This is a genomic window from Burkholderiaceae bacterium (assembly GCA_024235995.1).
GTDB lineage: Bacteria > Pseudomonadota > Gammaproteobacteria > Burkholderiales > Burkholderiaceae_C > Ottowia.
Genome location: JACKLI010000001.1, coordinates 3,037,315 through 3,050,598 on the forward strand (window position 1 = coordinate 3,037,315; position 13,284 = coordinate 3,050,598).

Here is a 13,284-nt window from a genome sequence, read left to right on the forward strand (position 1 = left end):
TTCTTCCAACCGGCCCCGCTTCAGACGTAGGCAGGCACCACGCAGCACTTGTGCTCGACGTGATGCTCGAATTCGTGCCGGAAATGCTTGAGCATGCCACGCACGGGCATGGCCGCCGCGTCGCCCAGCGCGCAGATGGTTCGGCCCATGATGTTGCCGGCCACCGAATCCAGCAGGTCCATGTCCTGCTGGCGGCCGTGGCCGTTCTCGATGCGCTCGACCACGCGCCACAGCCAGCCCGTGCCCTCGCGGCAGGGCGTGCACTGGCCGCAGGACTCGTGCATGTAGAAGTAGGACAGACGCATCAGCGACTTGACCATGCAGCGCGAGTCGTCCAGCACGATCACCGCGCCCGAGCCCAGCATGGAGCCGGCCTTGGCGATGCTGTCGTAGTCCATGGTGCAGTCCATCATGATGGACGCGGGCAGCACCGGCGCCGACGAGCCACCCGGAATGACGGCCTTGAGCTGGCGCCCGCCGCGCACGCCGCCGGCCAGCTCCAGCAACCTGGCAAAGGGCGTGCCCATGGGAACCTCGTAGTTGCCGGGGCGCTCGACGTCGCCGCTGACCGAGTAGATCTTGGTGCCGCCGTTGTTGGGCTTGCCGCACTCCAGGTAGGCCTGCCCCCCGTGGCGCACGATCCAGGGCACCGCGGCAAAGGTCTCGGTGTTGTTGATCGTGGTGGGCTTGCCGTAGAGGCCGAAACTGGCCGGAAACGGCGGCTTGAAGCGCGGCTGGCCCTTCTTGCCTTCCAGCGATTCGAGCAGGCCGGTTTCCTCGCCGCAGATGTAGGCGCCGAAGCCGTGGAAGGCGTGCAGCTGGAAGCTGAAGTCGCTGCCCAGGATGCGATCGCCCAGGTAGCCGGCGGCACGCGCTTCTTCCAGCGCCTCTTCGAAGCGCTCGTAGACCTGGAAGATCTCGCCGTGGATGTAGTTGTAGCCCACGCTCGTGCCCATGGCGTAGGCGGCAATGGCCATGCCCTCGATCACGATGTGCGGGTTGAACATGAGGATGTCGCGGTCCTTGCAGGTGCCGGGCTCGCCCTCGTCCGAATTGCACACCAGGTGCTTTGGCCCCGGAAACTGGCGCGGCATGAAGCTCCACTTCAGGCCGGTCGGAAAACCCGCGCCGCCGCGCCCGCGCAGGCCCGACTCCTTGACCATGGCAATCAGCTGCTCGGGCGTCATGCCGCCTCCGCCGTCCTTGCCCAGCAGCTTTTTCAGCGCCTGGTAGCCGCCGCGCGCCTCGTAGTCCTTCAGGCGCCAGTTGGTGCCATCCAGCCCGGCGTAGATCTGGGGGTTGATGTGGCGGCCGTGAAAGCAGGTTTCCACGCCTTGCGCGGCAAACTGCGACAACACCTGCTCGACCTTCATGGCGCCACCTCCGCGCCCTTCAGGCCGTCGACCAGCTGTTGCAGCTTGTCGTCGCTCATGAAGCTGCACATGCTGCGGTCGTTGACCAGCATCACCGGCGCATCGGCGCAGGCGCCCAGGCACTCGCAGTGCTGCAGGGTGAACAGGCCGTCCGGCGTGGTGTCGCCGTCGACGATGCCCAGCGTCTTCTCGAGATAGGCCAGCGCCTGCGCACCACCGCGCAACTGGCACGGCAGGTTGGTGCACACGTTCAGCTTGAAGCGGCCCACGGGCTGCTGGTTGAACATGTTGTAGAAGGTGGTGACCTCGTGCACGGCCATGGGCGGCATGCCCAGGTACTCGGCCACCGCCTTTTCCATCGCCGGGCTGACCCAGCCCTGCTCCTGCTGGGCGATGGTGAGGCAGGCGATCACGGCCGACTGCTTCTGGTCGGCCGGGTACTTGGCCACTTCGCGCGCAAAGCGCGCTCGCGTGGCCTCGGACAGCGCCGCCACGGGCGCGTCGGCAACGGTTGCGCTCATCGATCGATCTCTCCAAACACGATGTCCAGCGTGCCAATGATGGCCACGGCGTCGGCCAGCATGTGCCCCCGGCACAGCTCGTCGAACGCGGCCAGATGGACATATCCGGGCGGGCGAATCTTCAGGCGATAGGGCTTGTTGGCGCCGTCGCTGATCAGGTAGATGCCGAACTCCCCCTTGGGGTGCTCGACCGCGGCATAGGCCTCACCCTCGGGCACGTGCATGCCCTCGGTGAACAACTTGAAGTGGTGGATCAGGTCCTCCATGCCGTACTTCATGCGCTCGCGCTTGGGCGGGGCCACCTTGTGGTTGTCGATGATGACCGGGCCCGGGTTGGCACGCAGCCAGGCCACGCACTGCTGGATGATGCGGTTGGACTGGCGCATTTCCTCGATGCGCACCAGGTAGCGGTCGTAGCTGTCGCCGGTCTTGCCCACCGGGATGTCGAAGTCGAGCTGGTCGTAGACCTCGTAGGGCTGCTTCCTGCGCAGGTCCCACGCGATGCCGGAGCCGCGCAGCATGGGACCCGTGAGGCCCAGGTTGAGCGCGCGCTCGGGCGTGACCACGCCGATGCCCACCAGGCGCTGCTTCCAGATGCGGTTCTCGGTCAGCAGCACCTCGTACTCGTCCACCAGCTTGGGAAAACGCTGCGTGAAGTCGTCGATGAAGTCCAGCAGCGAGCCCTGGCGGTTGGCATTGATGGCGGCCAGGCTGCGCGTCGAGCGCACCTTGCTGGGCTTGTACTGCGGCATGGCGTCCGGCAGGTCGCGGTACACCCCGCCCGGACGGAAGTAGGCCGCGTGCATGCGCGCGCCCGACACCGCCTCGTACATGTCGAACAGGTCCTCGCGCTCGCGGAAGGTGTAGATCAGGATGGTCGAGCTGCCACAGTCGTTGCCGTGCGAGCCCAGCCACATCAGGTGGTTGAGCAGGCGCGTGATCTCGGCGAACATCACGCGGATGTACCGGGCACGCAGCGGCACCTCGATGCCCAGCAGCTTCTCGATGGCCAGGCAGTAGGCGTGCTCGTTGCACATCATCGACACGTAGTCCAGCCGGTCCATGTAGGGCAGCGACTGGATGAAGGTCTTGTGCTCGGCCAGCTTCTCGGTGGCGCGGTGCAGCAGGCCGATGTGCGGGTCGGCGCGCTGCACCACCTCGCCGTCCAGCTCGAGCACCAGGCGCAGCACGCCGTGCGCGGCCGGGTGCTGGGGGCCGAAGTTGAGGGTGTAGTTCTTGATGTCTGCCATGGGTCAAAACCAGACGCGCGGCGCGCGTCAGTGCAATCCCCCGTAGTTGTCTTCGCGGATCACGCGCGGCACGACCTCGCGCGGCTCGATCGTGACGGGCTCGTAGATCACGCGCTGGCGCTCGGCGTCGTAGCGCATCTCGACGTGGCCCGAGAGCGGGAAGTCCTTGCGGAACGGATGGCCGATGAAGCCGTAGTCGGTCAGGATGCGGCGCAGGTCGGCGTGGCCCTCGAACACGATGCCGAACAGGTCGAACGCCTCGCGCTCGAACCAGTTGGCCGCGGCCCACAGGCCTTCGACGGACGAAATGACGGGAAACTCGTCGTCGGGGCAGAACACCCGCACCCGCACGCGCTGGTTCAGGCTGACCGACAGCAGGTGCACCACCACCGCGAAGCGCGGGCCCTCCCAGACGCCGTCGCCGTAGGTGGAGTAGTCCACGCCGCACAGGTCGATCAGCTGCTCGAAACGGCAGGCCGGCGCGTCGCGCAGCGCCGTCATGGCCTGCACGTAGTGCTCGGCCGCCACGATCAGCGTGACCTCGCCGCGCGCCACCGTCACGCTTTGCGCCAGCGCGCCCAGGGCGGCGGCCACCTTGTCCTTCAGCGCCTCGGGCGCAATGGCATGTTCGGCCATGGTGTCACACCCTCGCGATCGTGTGGGTGCGGCGCACCTTCTGCTGCAACTGAATGATGCCGTAGAGCAGCGCCTCGGCCGTGGGCGGGCAGCCCGGCACGTACACGTCCACCGGCACGATGCGGTCGCAGCCGCGCACCACCGAATAGCTGTAGTGGTAGTAGCCGCCGCCGTTGGCGCACGAGCCCATGGAGATGACCCAGCGCGGCTCGGCCATCTGGTCGTACACCCGGCGCAGCGCCGGCGCCATCTTGTTGCACAGCGTGCCGGCAACGATCATCAGGTCGGACTGGCGCGGGCTGGCGCGAAACACCTCGGCACCAAAGCGCGCGATGTCGTAGCGGGCGGCGGCGGCGTGCATCATCTCGACGGCGCAGCACGCCAAGCCGAAGGTCACCGGCCACAGGGAGCCGGTCTTGGCCCAGTTGATCGCGGCATCGATGCCGGTCAACACGAAGCCTTTTTGCTGAAACTGTTCATTCATGAGCGTATTTCCTGAAGCCGAGTTGGGACGAGTCCCTCACTCCCAGTCCAGAGCTCCCTTCTTCCATTCGTAGACAAAGCCCACCACCAGGATCGTCAGGAAGATGACGACGGCGGCAAAGCCGGTCGGGCCCACCTCCTTGAGCGTCACCGCCCAGGGAAAGAGGAAGGCGATCTCGAGGTCAAACAGGATGAACAGGATGGCCACGAGGTAGTAGCGCACGTCGAATTTCATGCGTGCGTCCTCGAAGGCTTCGAATCCGCATTCGTAGGGAGAGTTCTTGGCCGGGTCGGCCTTGTGGGGCTTCAGGAAGGCCCCCATTCCGAGACAAAGGGCTCCGACAGCCAGACCCACCAGAATGAACAAGAAAACGGGAAGGTAGTCGGCCAGGTTCATCGTGCGCTCTCGGTTGCGGCGCCAGGTGCCCGATTCTGGAGCCCTGACCCTTGCATGTCTGGTGCCGTCGGCGAGACTCGAACTCGCACAGCTTTCGCCACTACCCCCTCAAGATAGCGTGTCTACCAATTCCACCACGACGGCATTGTCGTCCCGAGGTTTCGGGTGGTCGCAACCACCTGCAAAACACGCTACGGACAACTGTAAGAGTTTACCCTGAAAAATGTCCGGATCCCGCAAGCGTCCAAGCATGCAGGCCACTTTTGCGGTGCGTCAACGCGTCGGGATCTGCGCCGCGCCCGAGGCCGGCACGGCCGGTGCGGCCGGCACGCTGGCGCTGGCCGCGGCGGCAGCCGGCACGGTGGCCGGAATGCCGGCGGCGGGGCCCGTGGACGGAGCCGCCGGCGCCTGCGATGCCGTGGTGGCCGGTGCCGTCACGGCCGCGCGCTCGAGCACGCTGCCGCCGGTGGGCTCGCTGCTGCGAATGCTGAAGCCGAAGTAGGCCAGCGCCAGCGTGCAGGCAAAGAACACCGTGGCCAGCACCGCCGTGGCGCGCGACAGGAAGTTGGCGCTGCCCGAAGCGCCGAACAGGCTGCCCGAGCTGCCGCTGCCGAAGGCGGCGCCCATGTCGGCGCCCTTGCCGTGCTGCATCAGGATCAGGCCGATCATGGCCAGGGCCGAGACGATCTGCAGCACCAGCACCAGGTTCAATACGAAGTTCAGTCCCATTCAATCACTCCAAATCCAATAGCACGATGCGCACGCCATTCAAGCGGCGGCGCCAACGATCGTCAAGAAATCGGGGGCCTTCAGCGCCGCGCCGCCGATCAGGCCGCCGTCGATGTCGGGCTGCGCCAGCAGCGCCTGGGCGTTGGCCGCGTTCATGCTGCCGCCGTACAACAGGCGCACCTGGCGCGCGGCGGCGGCGTCGGCCGCGGCCAGTTGCGCGCGCAGCACCGCGTGCACCTGCTGCGCCTGCCCGGGCGTGGCGGTCTGGCCGGTGCCGATGGCCCACACGGGCTCGTAGGCCACCACGATCTCGGCCAGGCGCGCCGCGTTGACGGCCATGACGGCCGAGAGCTGGCGCTGCACGATGAACTCGGTCAGGCCCTGCTCGCGCTCGGCCAGCGTCTCGCCCACGCACACGATGGGGGTGATGCCGGTGGCCAATGCCTGCTGCGCCTTGCGCGCCACCAGCAGGTCGCTCTCGCCCTGGTACTGGCGCCGCTCGCTGTGGCCGACGATGACGTAGCGCACGCCGAACTCGGCCAGCATCGCGGCCGACACGTTGCCGGTGTAGGCGCCGCCGGCCTGCTCGGACACGTCCTGCGCGCCCAGCGCGATGGCGCCGCAACCCGCCAGCAGCTGCTGCACCTGGGCCAGATAGGCCGCGGGCGGGCACACCACCACGTCGCAGTCCGGCGTGCCCACGCCGGCGCACAGCGCCTGCACCAGCGCCTGGTTGGCGGCCAGGCTGCCGTTCATCTTCCAGTTGCCGGCAATCAGCTTGCGCATCACTCAGCCTTCCAGGTCAAAACGATCTTGCCGACGTGCTGGCCGCCCTGCATCAGCGCGTGCGCGCGCGCGGCGCCGCTGGGCAGGCCGGCCGCCGGCTCGAGCGCCGCGAACTGCGCATGCACGATGGGCTTGACGCGGCCGGCCTCCAGCCAGGGCCACACGCGCTGGCGCAGCGCCTGCGCGATGGCGCCCTTGAAGGCCACGGGCCGCACGCGCAGCGTGGAGCCGGTGATCGTCAGGCGCCGGCGCAGCACCAGGCCGGCGTCGAACTGGGCCTTGACGCCGCCCTGCACCGCGATGATGACCAGGCGCCCCTCCTCGGCCAGGCACGCCACCTCGCGCGCCACGTAGTCGCCCGCCACCATGTCCAGGATGACGTTGGCGCCGCGCCCGTCGGTCAGGCGCAGCACCTCGGCCGCGAAATCGGCGCTCTTGTAGTTGATGGCGTGGTCGGCGCCCAGGCTCAGGCAGGCGGCGCACTTCTCGTCGCTGCCGGCCGTGGCGATGACGGTGGCGCCGGCCGCCTTGGCCAGCTGGATGGCCGTCACGCCGATGCCGCTGGTGCCGCCCTGGATCAACAGCGTCTCGCCCGCCTGCAGGCGCCCGCGGTCGAACACGTTGGTCCAGACGGTGAAGTAGGTCTCGGGCAGGCTGGCCGCCTCCACGTCGCTCAGGCCCTGGGGCACGGGCAGGCACTGCGCCACCGGGGCCACGCAGTATTCGGCATAGCCGCCGCCGGCCACCAGCGCGCACACGCGCTCGCCCACCTTCAGGCCGGCGGCCAGCAGCGCGGCGGCGTCGCCGGATTCGATGACGCCCGCCACTTCCAGGCCGGGCAGGTCCGACGCACCGGGCGGTGGCGGGTAGTGGCCCATGCGCTGCAGCACGTCGGGACGGTTGACGCCGGACGCGTGCACGCGGATCAGCGCCTCGCCGGCGCCGGCGACGGGCCGGGGGCGCTGCGCGGGCACCAGCACCTCGGGCGCGCCCGGCGTGCTGATTTCAATGCAGTTCATCGTCATCTCGGTCAGGCCCCGCAACGGCCCGGGACGGGCCGTGCGGGCAACCCCTGCTCAGGCCGAAGGATGCGTGCCGTCGGCAGGCGCGTCGGCTGCCGGCGACTCGGCGCGCGGCGCACGCTCTTCACGATAGCCGCGCTCACCGCGGTCTTCACGGGGGCCGCGGTCCTCGCGCGGGCCACGGTCTTCACGCGGGCCGCGGCCACCGCGCTCCTCGCGCGGCGGGCGGTCGCCGTTGTCCTCGCGCGCGGGACGATCGAGCAGCGCCTTCATCGACAGCTTGATGCGGCCCTTCTCGTCGGTCTCCAGCACCTTGACCCTGACGATCTGGCCCTCTTGCAGGTAGTCGCTGACCTTCTCCACGCGCTCGTGCGCGATCTGGCTGATGTGCAGCAGGCCGTCCTTGCCGGGCAGGATGTTGACCAGCGCGCCAAAGTCCAGCAGCTTGGTGACCGGGCCTTCGTAGACCTTGCCCACTTCCGCCTCGGCGGTGATCTCGGTGATACGGCGCTTGGCCTCGTCGGCCTTGGCGGCGTCGTTGCTGGCGATGGTGATGGTGCCGTCCTCGCCGATGTCGATGGTGGTGCCCGTCTCTTCCGTCAGCATGCGGATGGTGGCGCCGCCCTTGCCGATCACGTCGCGGATCTTCTCGGGGTTGATCTTCATCGTGTACAGCTTAGGCGCCCAGGAGCTGATCTCCTCGCGCGCCTGGCCCATGGCGTCCTGCATCTTGCCCAGGATGTGCATGCGCGCTTCCTTGGCCTGCGCCAGGGCGACCTGCATGATCTCCTTGGTGATGCCCTGGATCTTGATGTCCATCTGCAGCGCGGTGATGCCGTTGGTGGTGCCGGCCACCTTGAAGTCCATGTCGCCCAGGTGGTCCTCGTCACCCAGGATGTCGGTCAGCACCGCGAAGCGGTTGTCTTCCTTGATCAAGCCCATGGCGATGCCGGCCACGTGCGCCTTCATGGGCACGCCGGCGTCCATCAGCGACAGGCAGCCGCCGCACACCGAGGCCATCGAGCTGGAGCCGTTGGATTCGGTGATCTCGCTGACCACGCGGATGGTGTAGGGAAACTCGTCGCGCGCCGGCAGCAGCGGGATCAGCGCGCGCTTGGCCAGGCGGCCGTGGCCGACTTCGCGGCGCTTGGTCGAGCCCATGCGGCCCACCTCGCCGGTGGCAAAGGGCGGCATGTTGTAGTGGAACAGGAAGTGGTCCTCGAACTCGCCGGCCAGCGCGTCGATGCGCTGCGCGTCGCGGTCGGTGCCCAGCGTGGTGATGACCAGCGCCTGCGTCTCGCCGCGCGTGAACAGCGCCGAGCCGTGGGTGCGCGGCAGCACGCCGTTGCGGATCTCGATGGGGCGCACGGTGCGCGTGTCGCGCCCGTCGATGCGCGGCTCGCCGGCCAGGATCTGGCTGCGCACGATGCGCGCCTCGATCTCGAACAGCAGGTTGTCGAGCTTGACCGCGTCGAACGCCACGCCCTGCTCGGTCAGCGCCGCCTTGACGGCCGCCGTGGCCTCGCGCAGCGCCTGGGTGCGCGCCTGCTTGCTGCGGATTTGGTAGGCGGCGCGCAGCTTGGGCTCGGCCAGCGTGCCCACCTGCTCGATGAAGGCCTCGTCCTTGACCTCGGGCGCCCAGGTGCCGTTGTCGGCCCACAGGGGCTTGCCGGCCTCGCGCACCAGCTCATGGATGGCGTTGATGGCGATCTTGCCCTGCTCGTGGCCGAACACCACGGCGCCCAGCATCACGTCCTCGGGCAGCTGCTGCGCCTCGGACTCGACCATCAGCACGGCAGACTCGGTGCCGGCCACCACCAGGTCGAGCTGGCCGCTCTTGCGCGCCGTCGGACCCGGGTTGAGCACGTACTGGCCATTGGCGTAGCCCACACGCGCCGCGCCGATGGGGCCGTTGAACGGGATACCGCTGATCGACAGCGCCGCGCTCACGCCGAGCATGGCGGCGATGTCGGCGTCCACCTCGGGGTTGAGCGAGACGGTGTGGATGACCACGTGCACTTCGTTGAAGAAGCCATCCGGAAACAGCGGGCGGATCGGGCGGTCGATCAGGCGGCTGGTCAGCGTCTCCAGCTCGCTGGGCTTGGCCTCGCGCTTGAAGAAGCTGCCCGGAATCTTGCCGGCGGCGTAGGTTTTCTCGATGTAGTCGACCGTCAGCGGAAAGAAGTCCTGCCCCGGCTTGGCCGTCTTGCTGGCGGCCACGGTGGCCAGCACCACGGTGCCGTCGATGTTGACCAGCACGGCGCCGGCGGCCTGGCGGGCGATCTCGCCCGTTTCCATGACGACGGTCTTGTCGCCCCACTGGAAGGACTTGGTGACTTTGTTGAACAGGCTCATGGTTGCTCCTTGATTGATAGCTATTCGCGCAGACTGCATCCGCGCTGGAGCCGGATTGGGTTCAGAACACGATGCCATTCCAGAACGCCATGCGCACCCTGCGCCCGGCCTTGTGGAATGACACAGCTTCAGCTTCTGAAAACCGCGTTCCGGATGAAAAAAGACAAAAACGCCTGAGCCTCGCGGGGCATCAGGCGTTTGTCCGGTGCATGGGCTTACTTGCGCAGGCCCAGTTTGGCGATCAGGGCCAGGTAGCGGTCGGCGTCCTTGCCCTTGAGGTAGTCCAGCAGCTTGCGGCGGCGGCTGACCATGCGCAGCAGGCCGCGGCGGCCGTGGTGGTCCTTGGCGTGCTCTTTGAAGTGCGGGGTCAGCTCGTTGATGCGGGCCGTCAGGATGGCCACCTGCACCTCGGGGCTGCCGGTGTCGGCGGCCGCGCGGGCGTTGTCCTTGACCACGGCGGCCTTGTTCTCTTTGGAGATCATGTCAATGTCCTCGTTCCAAATGATTTGACTTGCGCGGTGCGCCGGAACTGCGCGCCGCGTGCGTTCTGCCAGATGCAAAACCTGTGGAGTATATCAAGACCGGCCGGATGCCCCGGGAGCCTGCCCGGCCAACCAGGCCTGCAGCCGCTGCACGCCCTGCCCCAGGCGCGCCACGTCTTTCGAGGCAAAGCACCAGCGCAGCCAGCCCTCGGCCTCGGGGGCAAAGGCCACGCCCGGGGCCAGGCCCAGGCCGGCCTCGGCCACCAGGCGCTTGGCCAGTGCCAGCGAATCGGCAAAGCCGTCGATGCGCAAAAAGGCGTACATGCCGCCCGGAGCCGCGCTGGTGTGCACGCCGGGCACGGCCTGCAGCAGCGGCACCAGGGTGTCGCGGCACTGGCGCAGGTGCGCCACGATGCGCGGGGTGATGGCCTCGGTCTGCGCCAGCGCGGTCAGCGCGGCGCGCTGCACGAACACCGGCGCGCAGGAGGTGTTGAACTCCAGCAGCTTGCCCATGTGCGGCGTCATCGCCGCCGGCATGGTCAGCCAGCCCAGGCGCCAGCCGGTCATCAGGAAGGCCTTGGAAAAGCTTTGCACGGCCACCAGCCGGTCGTCGGGCTTGGCAATATCCAAAAAGGAAGGTGCCGCGCCACTGGGCACATCACTGCGGTAGTACAGGCGCTCGTACACCTCGTCGGCCAGGATCCAGGTGCCCGTCTCGCGGCAGCGCGCCAGGATGGCCTGCTGCTCGGCCCGCGTCAGCGTCCAGCCCGTGGGGTTGTTGGGCGAGTTGACGACCAGCAGGCGGGTGGTGGGCGTGATGGCCGCCAGCAGCGCGGGCAAGTCCAGCGCCCAGGCGCCGTCGGCTTGGGGTTTGAGCGCCAGGCAGCGCAGGCGCGCGCCCAAAATCAGCGGCTGCGCCGTCAGGTTGGGCCACACCGGCGTGACGGCCAGCACCTCGTCGCCGGCGTCCACCAGCATCTGCACCGCCAGCATCAGCGCGTTGACGCCGCCCGAGGTGATGGCGATGCGGTCGGCCGCGATGGGCCCGTGCAGGCCGCTGGCGTAGTCGGCCACGGCCTGGCGCAGCTCGGGCAGGCCCAGGTTGTGCGAGTAGAAGGTTTCGCCCGCCTGCAGCGCCGCCACGGCGGCGGCGCGCACCGGCTCGGGCGTGACCTCGTCGCTCTCGCCGAACCAGAACGGCAGCACGTCGGCGCGGCCCATGCCGGCGTTGGCGACTTCACGAATCTTGGATTCTTCGAGGTTCAGGATGGCTTGACGCATGGAAGCACGGCTTTTCTAATGCAACGGAGCGCGAGCATCGCACAGTTGGCGGCGCCGCGCTGGCCAACGACACACGGGAGGACATGCCATGCAACCGATCAACCGCCGGCTCATCTCCGGCGCCCTGTTCCTGTCCCTGCTGGGCGCGCTGCCGGCCGCGCAGGCCGAGTCCGCGCGCCGCAAGAAGAGCGGGACCAAGGCCAAGCCGCGCAGCGGCGCCGGCTCGCGCGGCGTGCGCCTGAAGCCCTCGCCGACCACCACCTACGCCAACGGCGAAACACCGGCCGAGCGCCAGCGCAACGAGGACGCCCGCCTGCGCCGCGAGTGCCAGGGCCGGCCCAATGCGGGGGCCTGCCTGGGCTATGCCCAGTAGCCGGGCACGAAGCCCATGACTCCTAAAAAAAGAGCTGCCGGCGCTTGATGCACAAGCGCCGGCAGCCCATTTGGCCTGGAAATCGATCAGGCCAGCGGCACGGGCACGAACAGCTGCTGCCCGTCGCGCTCGATCAGCAGCGCCACCGACTTGCCGGACTTGGCCAGCACGGCGCGCATCTGCTCGACGCTGGTGGCGGGCTGACCGTTGATGGCCAGCACCACGTCGCCCGACTGCACGCCGGCCGCGGCGGCGGCGCCCTCGGCGTCTTCCACCAGCAGGCCGCCGGGGCCGGTCACGCGGGCTTCACGCCGCTCCTGCGGCTGCAGCGGGCGCAGCGCCAGGCCCAGCCTGTTGCCGCTGTCGGCATTGCCCGCCTGCGCCACCGCCTCGTCCGAGTCCTGGATGCCCTGCAGCGTGGCCGTGAGGTCCTCTGGCCGGCCGTTGCGCCAAACCTGCAACTGCAGCTTCTCGCCCGGCCTGGCCAGCGCGATGCTGGCCGGCAAATCGCCCGAGTCGACGATGGTCTGGCCGTTGGCCTTCAGGATCACGTCACCAGGCTTGAGCCCCGCCTTGTCGGCCGCGCTGCCCTTGGTGACCTGCGCCACCAGCGCCCCCTCGGGGCTGGGCAGCTTGAAGGAATCGGCCAGCGCCTGGTTGACCTGCTGGATCGTCACGCCCAGGCGCGCGTGCTCGACCTTGCCGTGCGCCACGATCTGCTCCTCGATGTGCGTGGCCAGCTCGATCGGGATCGAGAACGACACGCCCTGAAAGCCGCCCGAGCGGCTGTAGATCTGCGAGTTGATGCCCACCACCTGGCCCTGCGCGTTGAACAGCGGCCCGCCCGAGTTGCCGGGGTTGACGGCCACGTCGGTCTGGATGAAGGGCACCGAGCTGTCGTCGGGCAGCGAGCGCCCCAGCGCGCTGACGATGCCGGCGGTGACGGTGTTCTCGAAGCCGAAGGGCGAGCCGATGGCCAGCACCCAGTCGCCCGGCTGCAGCGCCTTGCTGCTGCCCAGCTTGACGGTGGGCAGGCCATGCGCGTCGATCTTGAGCACGGCGATGTCGGTCTTGGTGTCCAGGCCCAGCACCTTGGCCTTGTACTCGCGCCGGTCGGTCAGCTTGACGGTGACCGTCTTGGCGCCCTTGACCACGTGCGCGTTGGTCATGATCAGGCCGTCGGGGCTGATGATGAAGCCCGAGCCCAGGCCGCGCACCGGCACCGACTGGCTGCCGCCGTTGGGCCCTTGCTGAAAGGCCTCGGGCGGAATGCCGAAGCGGCGCAGAAAGTCGCGCATGCCGGGGTCGATCGCCGCGCCACCGCCGTCGCTCACCTTCTCGACGCCGCTGACGCTGATGTTGACCACCGCCGGCCCCTCGCGCGCCGCAATGGCGGCAAAGTTGGGCGCCGCGACCTGCGCGCTGGCGGCCGCCGGCGCCGCGGCGGGCGCCATGGCCACCACCGCCGGCTGCGCCTGGGCCGGCGTCGAGAAGTCGCGCACCGCCGTCACGCCGGCGCCGCCCAGCACGCCCGCAGCCAGCAGGGCCAGCGCCAGGCGCGAGGTTTTGAATTTCAGGGAGCTCATGGTCAGTCCT

14 protein-coding genes and 1 tRNA gene are annotated in these 13,284 nt (G+C 68.6%); 1 reads left to right on the top strand and 14 read right to left on the bottom strand.

All coding sequences use genetic code 11. The features are described 5' to 3' along the window. Positions 1 to 20: 20 nt before the first annotated feature. From nuoF to H6927_14615, 13 genes are all read right to left on the bottom strand, one after another. Complete coding sequence (gene nuoF, locus H6927_14555; protein ID MCP5219320.1) at positions 21 to 1,373, bottom strand: NADH-quinone oxidoreductase subunit NuoF; 1,353 nt, start codon at positions 1,371 to 1,373, stop codon at positions 21 to 23. Further along, positions 1,370 to 1,894 (bottom strand): NADH-quinone oxidoreductase subunit NuoE, encoded by a 525-nt coding sequence (nuoE, locus tag H6927_14560; GenBank protein MCP5219321.1) that lies wholly within the window; start codon positions 1,892 to 1,894, stop codon positions 1,370 to 1,372. The genes nuoF and nuoE overlap by 4 nt, the downstream gene beginning before the upstream one ends. Next, positions 1,891 to 3,144, bottom strand: coding sequence for an NADH-quinone oxidoreductase subunit D (locus tag H6927_14565; protein MCP5219322.1), 1,254 nt, complete (start codon positions 3,142 to 3,144; stop codon positions 1,891 to 1,893). Before H6927_14565 ends, nuoE begins: the two co-directional genes overlap by 4 nt. Before the next feature lie 27 nt (positions 3,145 to 3,171). Continuing rightward, on the bottom strand, positions 3,172 to 3,780 hold the full coding sequence (locus tag H6927_14570; GenBank protein ID MCP5219323.1) for an NADH-quinone oxidoreductase subunit C: 609 nt from the start codon (positions 3,778 to 3,780) through the stop codon (positions 3,172 to 3,174). A 4-nt stretch (positions 3,781 to 3,784) separates the two neighbouring features. Further along, complete coding sequence (locus H6927_14575) at positions 3,785 to 4,264, bottom strand: NADH-quinone oxidoreductase subunit B (protein ID MCP5219324.1); 480 nt, start codon at positions 4,262 to 4,264, stop codon at positions 3,785 to 3,787. Positions 4,265 to 4,300: 36 nt separating this feature from the next. After that, positions 4,301 to 4,660: an NADH-quinone oxidoreductase subunit A gene (locus H6927_14580; GenBank protein MCP5219325.1), complete on the bottom strand. Its 360-nt coding sequence runs from the start codon at positions 4,658 to 4,660 to the stop codon at positions 4,301 to 4,303. A gap of 59 nt (positions 4,661 to 4,719) precedes the next feature. Then, positions 4,720 to 4,804 (bottom strand) — tRNA-Leu (locus H6927_14585). A gap of 129 nt (positions 4,805 to 4,933) precedes the next feature. Beyond that, complete coding sequence (secG, locus tag H6927_14590) at positions 4,934 to 5,383, bottom strand: preprotein translocase subunit SecG (protein ID MCP5219326.1); 450 nt, start codon at positions 5,381 to 5,383, stop codon at positions 4,934 to 4,936. Between the two features lie 45 nt (positions 5,384 to 5,428). Further along, positions 5,429 to 6,175 (bottom strand): triose-phosphate isomerase, encoded by a 747-nt coding sequence (locus H6927_14595; GenBank protein ID MCP5219327.1) that lies wholly within the window; start codon positions 6,173 to 6,175, stop codon positions 5,429 to 5,431. Further along, on the bottom strand, positions 6,175 to 7,194 hold the full coding sequence (locus tag H6927_14600; protein MCP5219328.1) for an NAD(P)H-quinone oxidoreductase: 1,020 nt from the start codon (positions 7,192 to 7,194) through the stop codon (positions 6,175 to 6,177). The genes H6927_14595 and H6927_14600 overlap by 1 nt, the downstream gene beginning before the upstream one ends. Positions 7,195 to 7,251: 57 nt before the next feature. Beyond that, positions 7,252 to 9,552, bottom strand: coding sequence for a polyribonucleotide nucleotidyltransferase (gene pnp, locus H6927_14605; GenBank protein MCP5219329.1), 2,301 nt, complete (start codon positions 9,550 to 9,552; stop codon positions 7,252 to 7,254). Between the two features lie 215 nt (positions 9,553 to 9,767). After that, complete coding sequence (rpsO, locus tag H6927_14610; GenBank protein MCP5219330.1) at positions 9,768 to 10,034, bottom strand: 30S ribosomal protein S15; 267 nt, start codon at positions 10,032 to 10,034, stop codon at positions 9,768 to 9,770. 93 nt (positions 10,035 to 10,127) lie between these two features. Beyond that, a complete protein-coding gene (locus H6927_14615) occupies positions 10,128 to 11,315 on the bottom strand; it encodes a pyridoxal phosphate-dependent aminotransferase (protein ID MCP5219331.1) in 1,188 nt (395 codons plus the stop codon). A gap of 88 nt (positions 11,316 to 11,403) precedes the next feature. Here H6927_14615 and H6927_14620 point away from each other — a divergent pair, with 88 nt between their 5' ends. Further along, on the top strand, positions 11,404 to 11,688 hold the full coding sequence (locus H6927_14620) for a hypothetical protein (protein MCP5219332.1): 285 nt from the start codon (positions 11,404 to 11,406) through the stop codon (positions 11,686 to 11,688). Between the two features lie 86 nt (positions 11,689 to 11,774). Here H6927_14620 and H6927_14625 read toward each other — a convergent pair whose 3' ends face one another. After that, entirely contained in the window at positions 11,775 to 13,274 is a 1,500-nt protein-coding gene (locus tag H6927_14625) for a Do family serine endopeptidase (GenBank protein ID MCP5219333.1), read from the bottom strand. Between the last annotated feature and the right edge of the window lie 10 nt (positions 13,275 to 13,284).

What these genes read in the sequence shown, in the direction of transcription:
- nuoF (MCP5219320.1), bottom strand. Translation starts at nt 1,373, where the DNA reads ATGAAGGTCGAGCAGGTGTTGTCGCAGTTTGCCGCGCAAGGCGTGGAA.
- H6927_14580 (MCP5219325.1), bottom strand. Translation starts at nt 4,660, where the DNA reads ATGAACCTGGCCGACTACCTTCCCGTTTTCTTGTTCATTCTGGTGGGT.
- H6927_14615 (MCP5219331.1), bottom strand. Translation starts at nt 11,315, where the DNA reads ATGCGTCAAGCCATCCTGAACCTCGAAGAATCCAAGATTCGTGAAGTC.
- H6927_14565 (MCP5219322.1), bottom strand. Translation starts at nt 3,144, where the DNA reads ATGGCAGACATCAAGAACTACACCCTCAACTTCGGCCCCCAGCACCCG.
- H6927_14625 (MCP5219333.1), bottom strand. Translation starts at nt 13,274, where the DNA reads ATGAGCTCCCTGAAATTCAAAACCTCGCGCCTGGCGCTGGCCCTGCTG.
- H6927_14600 (MCP5219328.1), bottom strand. Translation starts at nt 7,194, where the DNA reads ATGAACTGCATTGAAATCAGCACGCCGGGCGCGCCCGAGGTGCTGGTG.
- H6927_14575 (MCP5219324.1), bottom strand. Translation starts at nt 4,264, where the DNA reads ATGAATGAACAGTTTCAGCAAAAAGGCTTCGTGTTGACCGGCATCGAT.
- pnp (MCP5219329.1), bottom strand. Translation starts at nt 9,552, where the DNA reads ATGAGCCTGTTCAACAAAGTCACCAAGTCCTTCCAGTGGGGCGACAAG.
- nuoE (MCP5219321.1), bottom strand. Translation starts at nt 1,894, where the DNA reads ATGAGCGCAACCGTTGCCGACGCGCCCGTGGCGGCGCTGTCCGAGGCC.
- H6927_14620 (MCP5219332.1), top strand. Translation starts at nt 11,404, where the DNA reads ATGCAACCGATCAACCGCCGGCTCATCTCCGGCGCCCTGTTCCTGTCC.
- H6927_14570 (MCP5219323.1), bottom strand. Translation starts at nt 3,780, where the DNA reads ATGGCCGAACATGCCATTGCGCCCGAGGCGCTGAAGGACAAGGTGGCC.
- rpsO (MCP5219330.1), bottom strand. Translation starts at nt 10,034, where the DNA reads ATGATCTCCAAAGAGAACAAGGCCGCCGTGGTCAAGGACAACGCCCGC.
- H6927_14595 (MCP5219327.1), bottom strand. Translation starts at nt 6,175, where the DNA reads ATGCGCAAGCTGATTGCCGGCAACTGGAAGATGAACGGCAGCCTGGCC.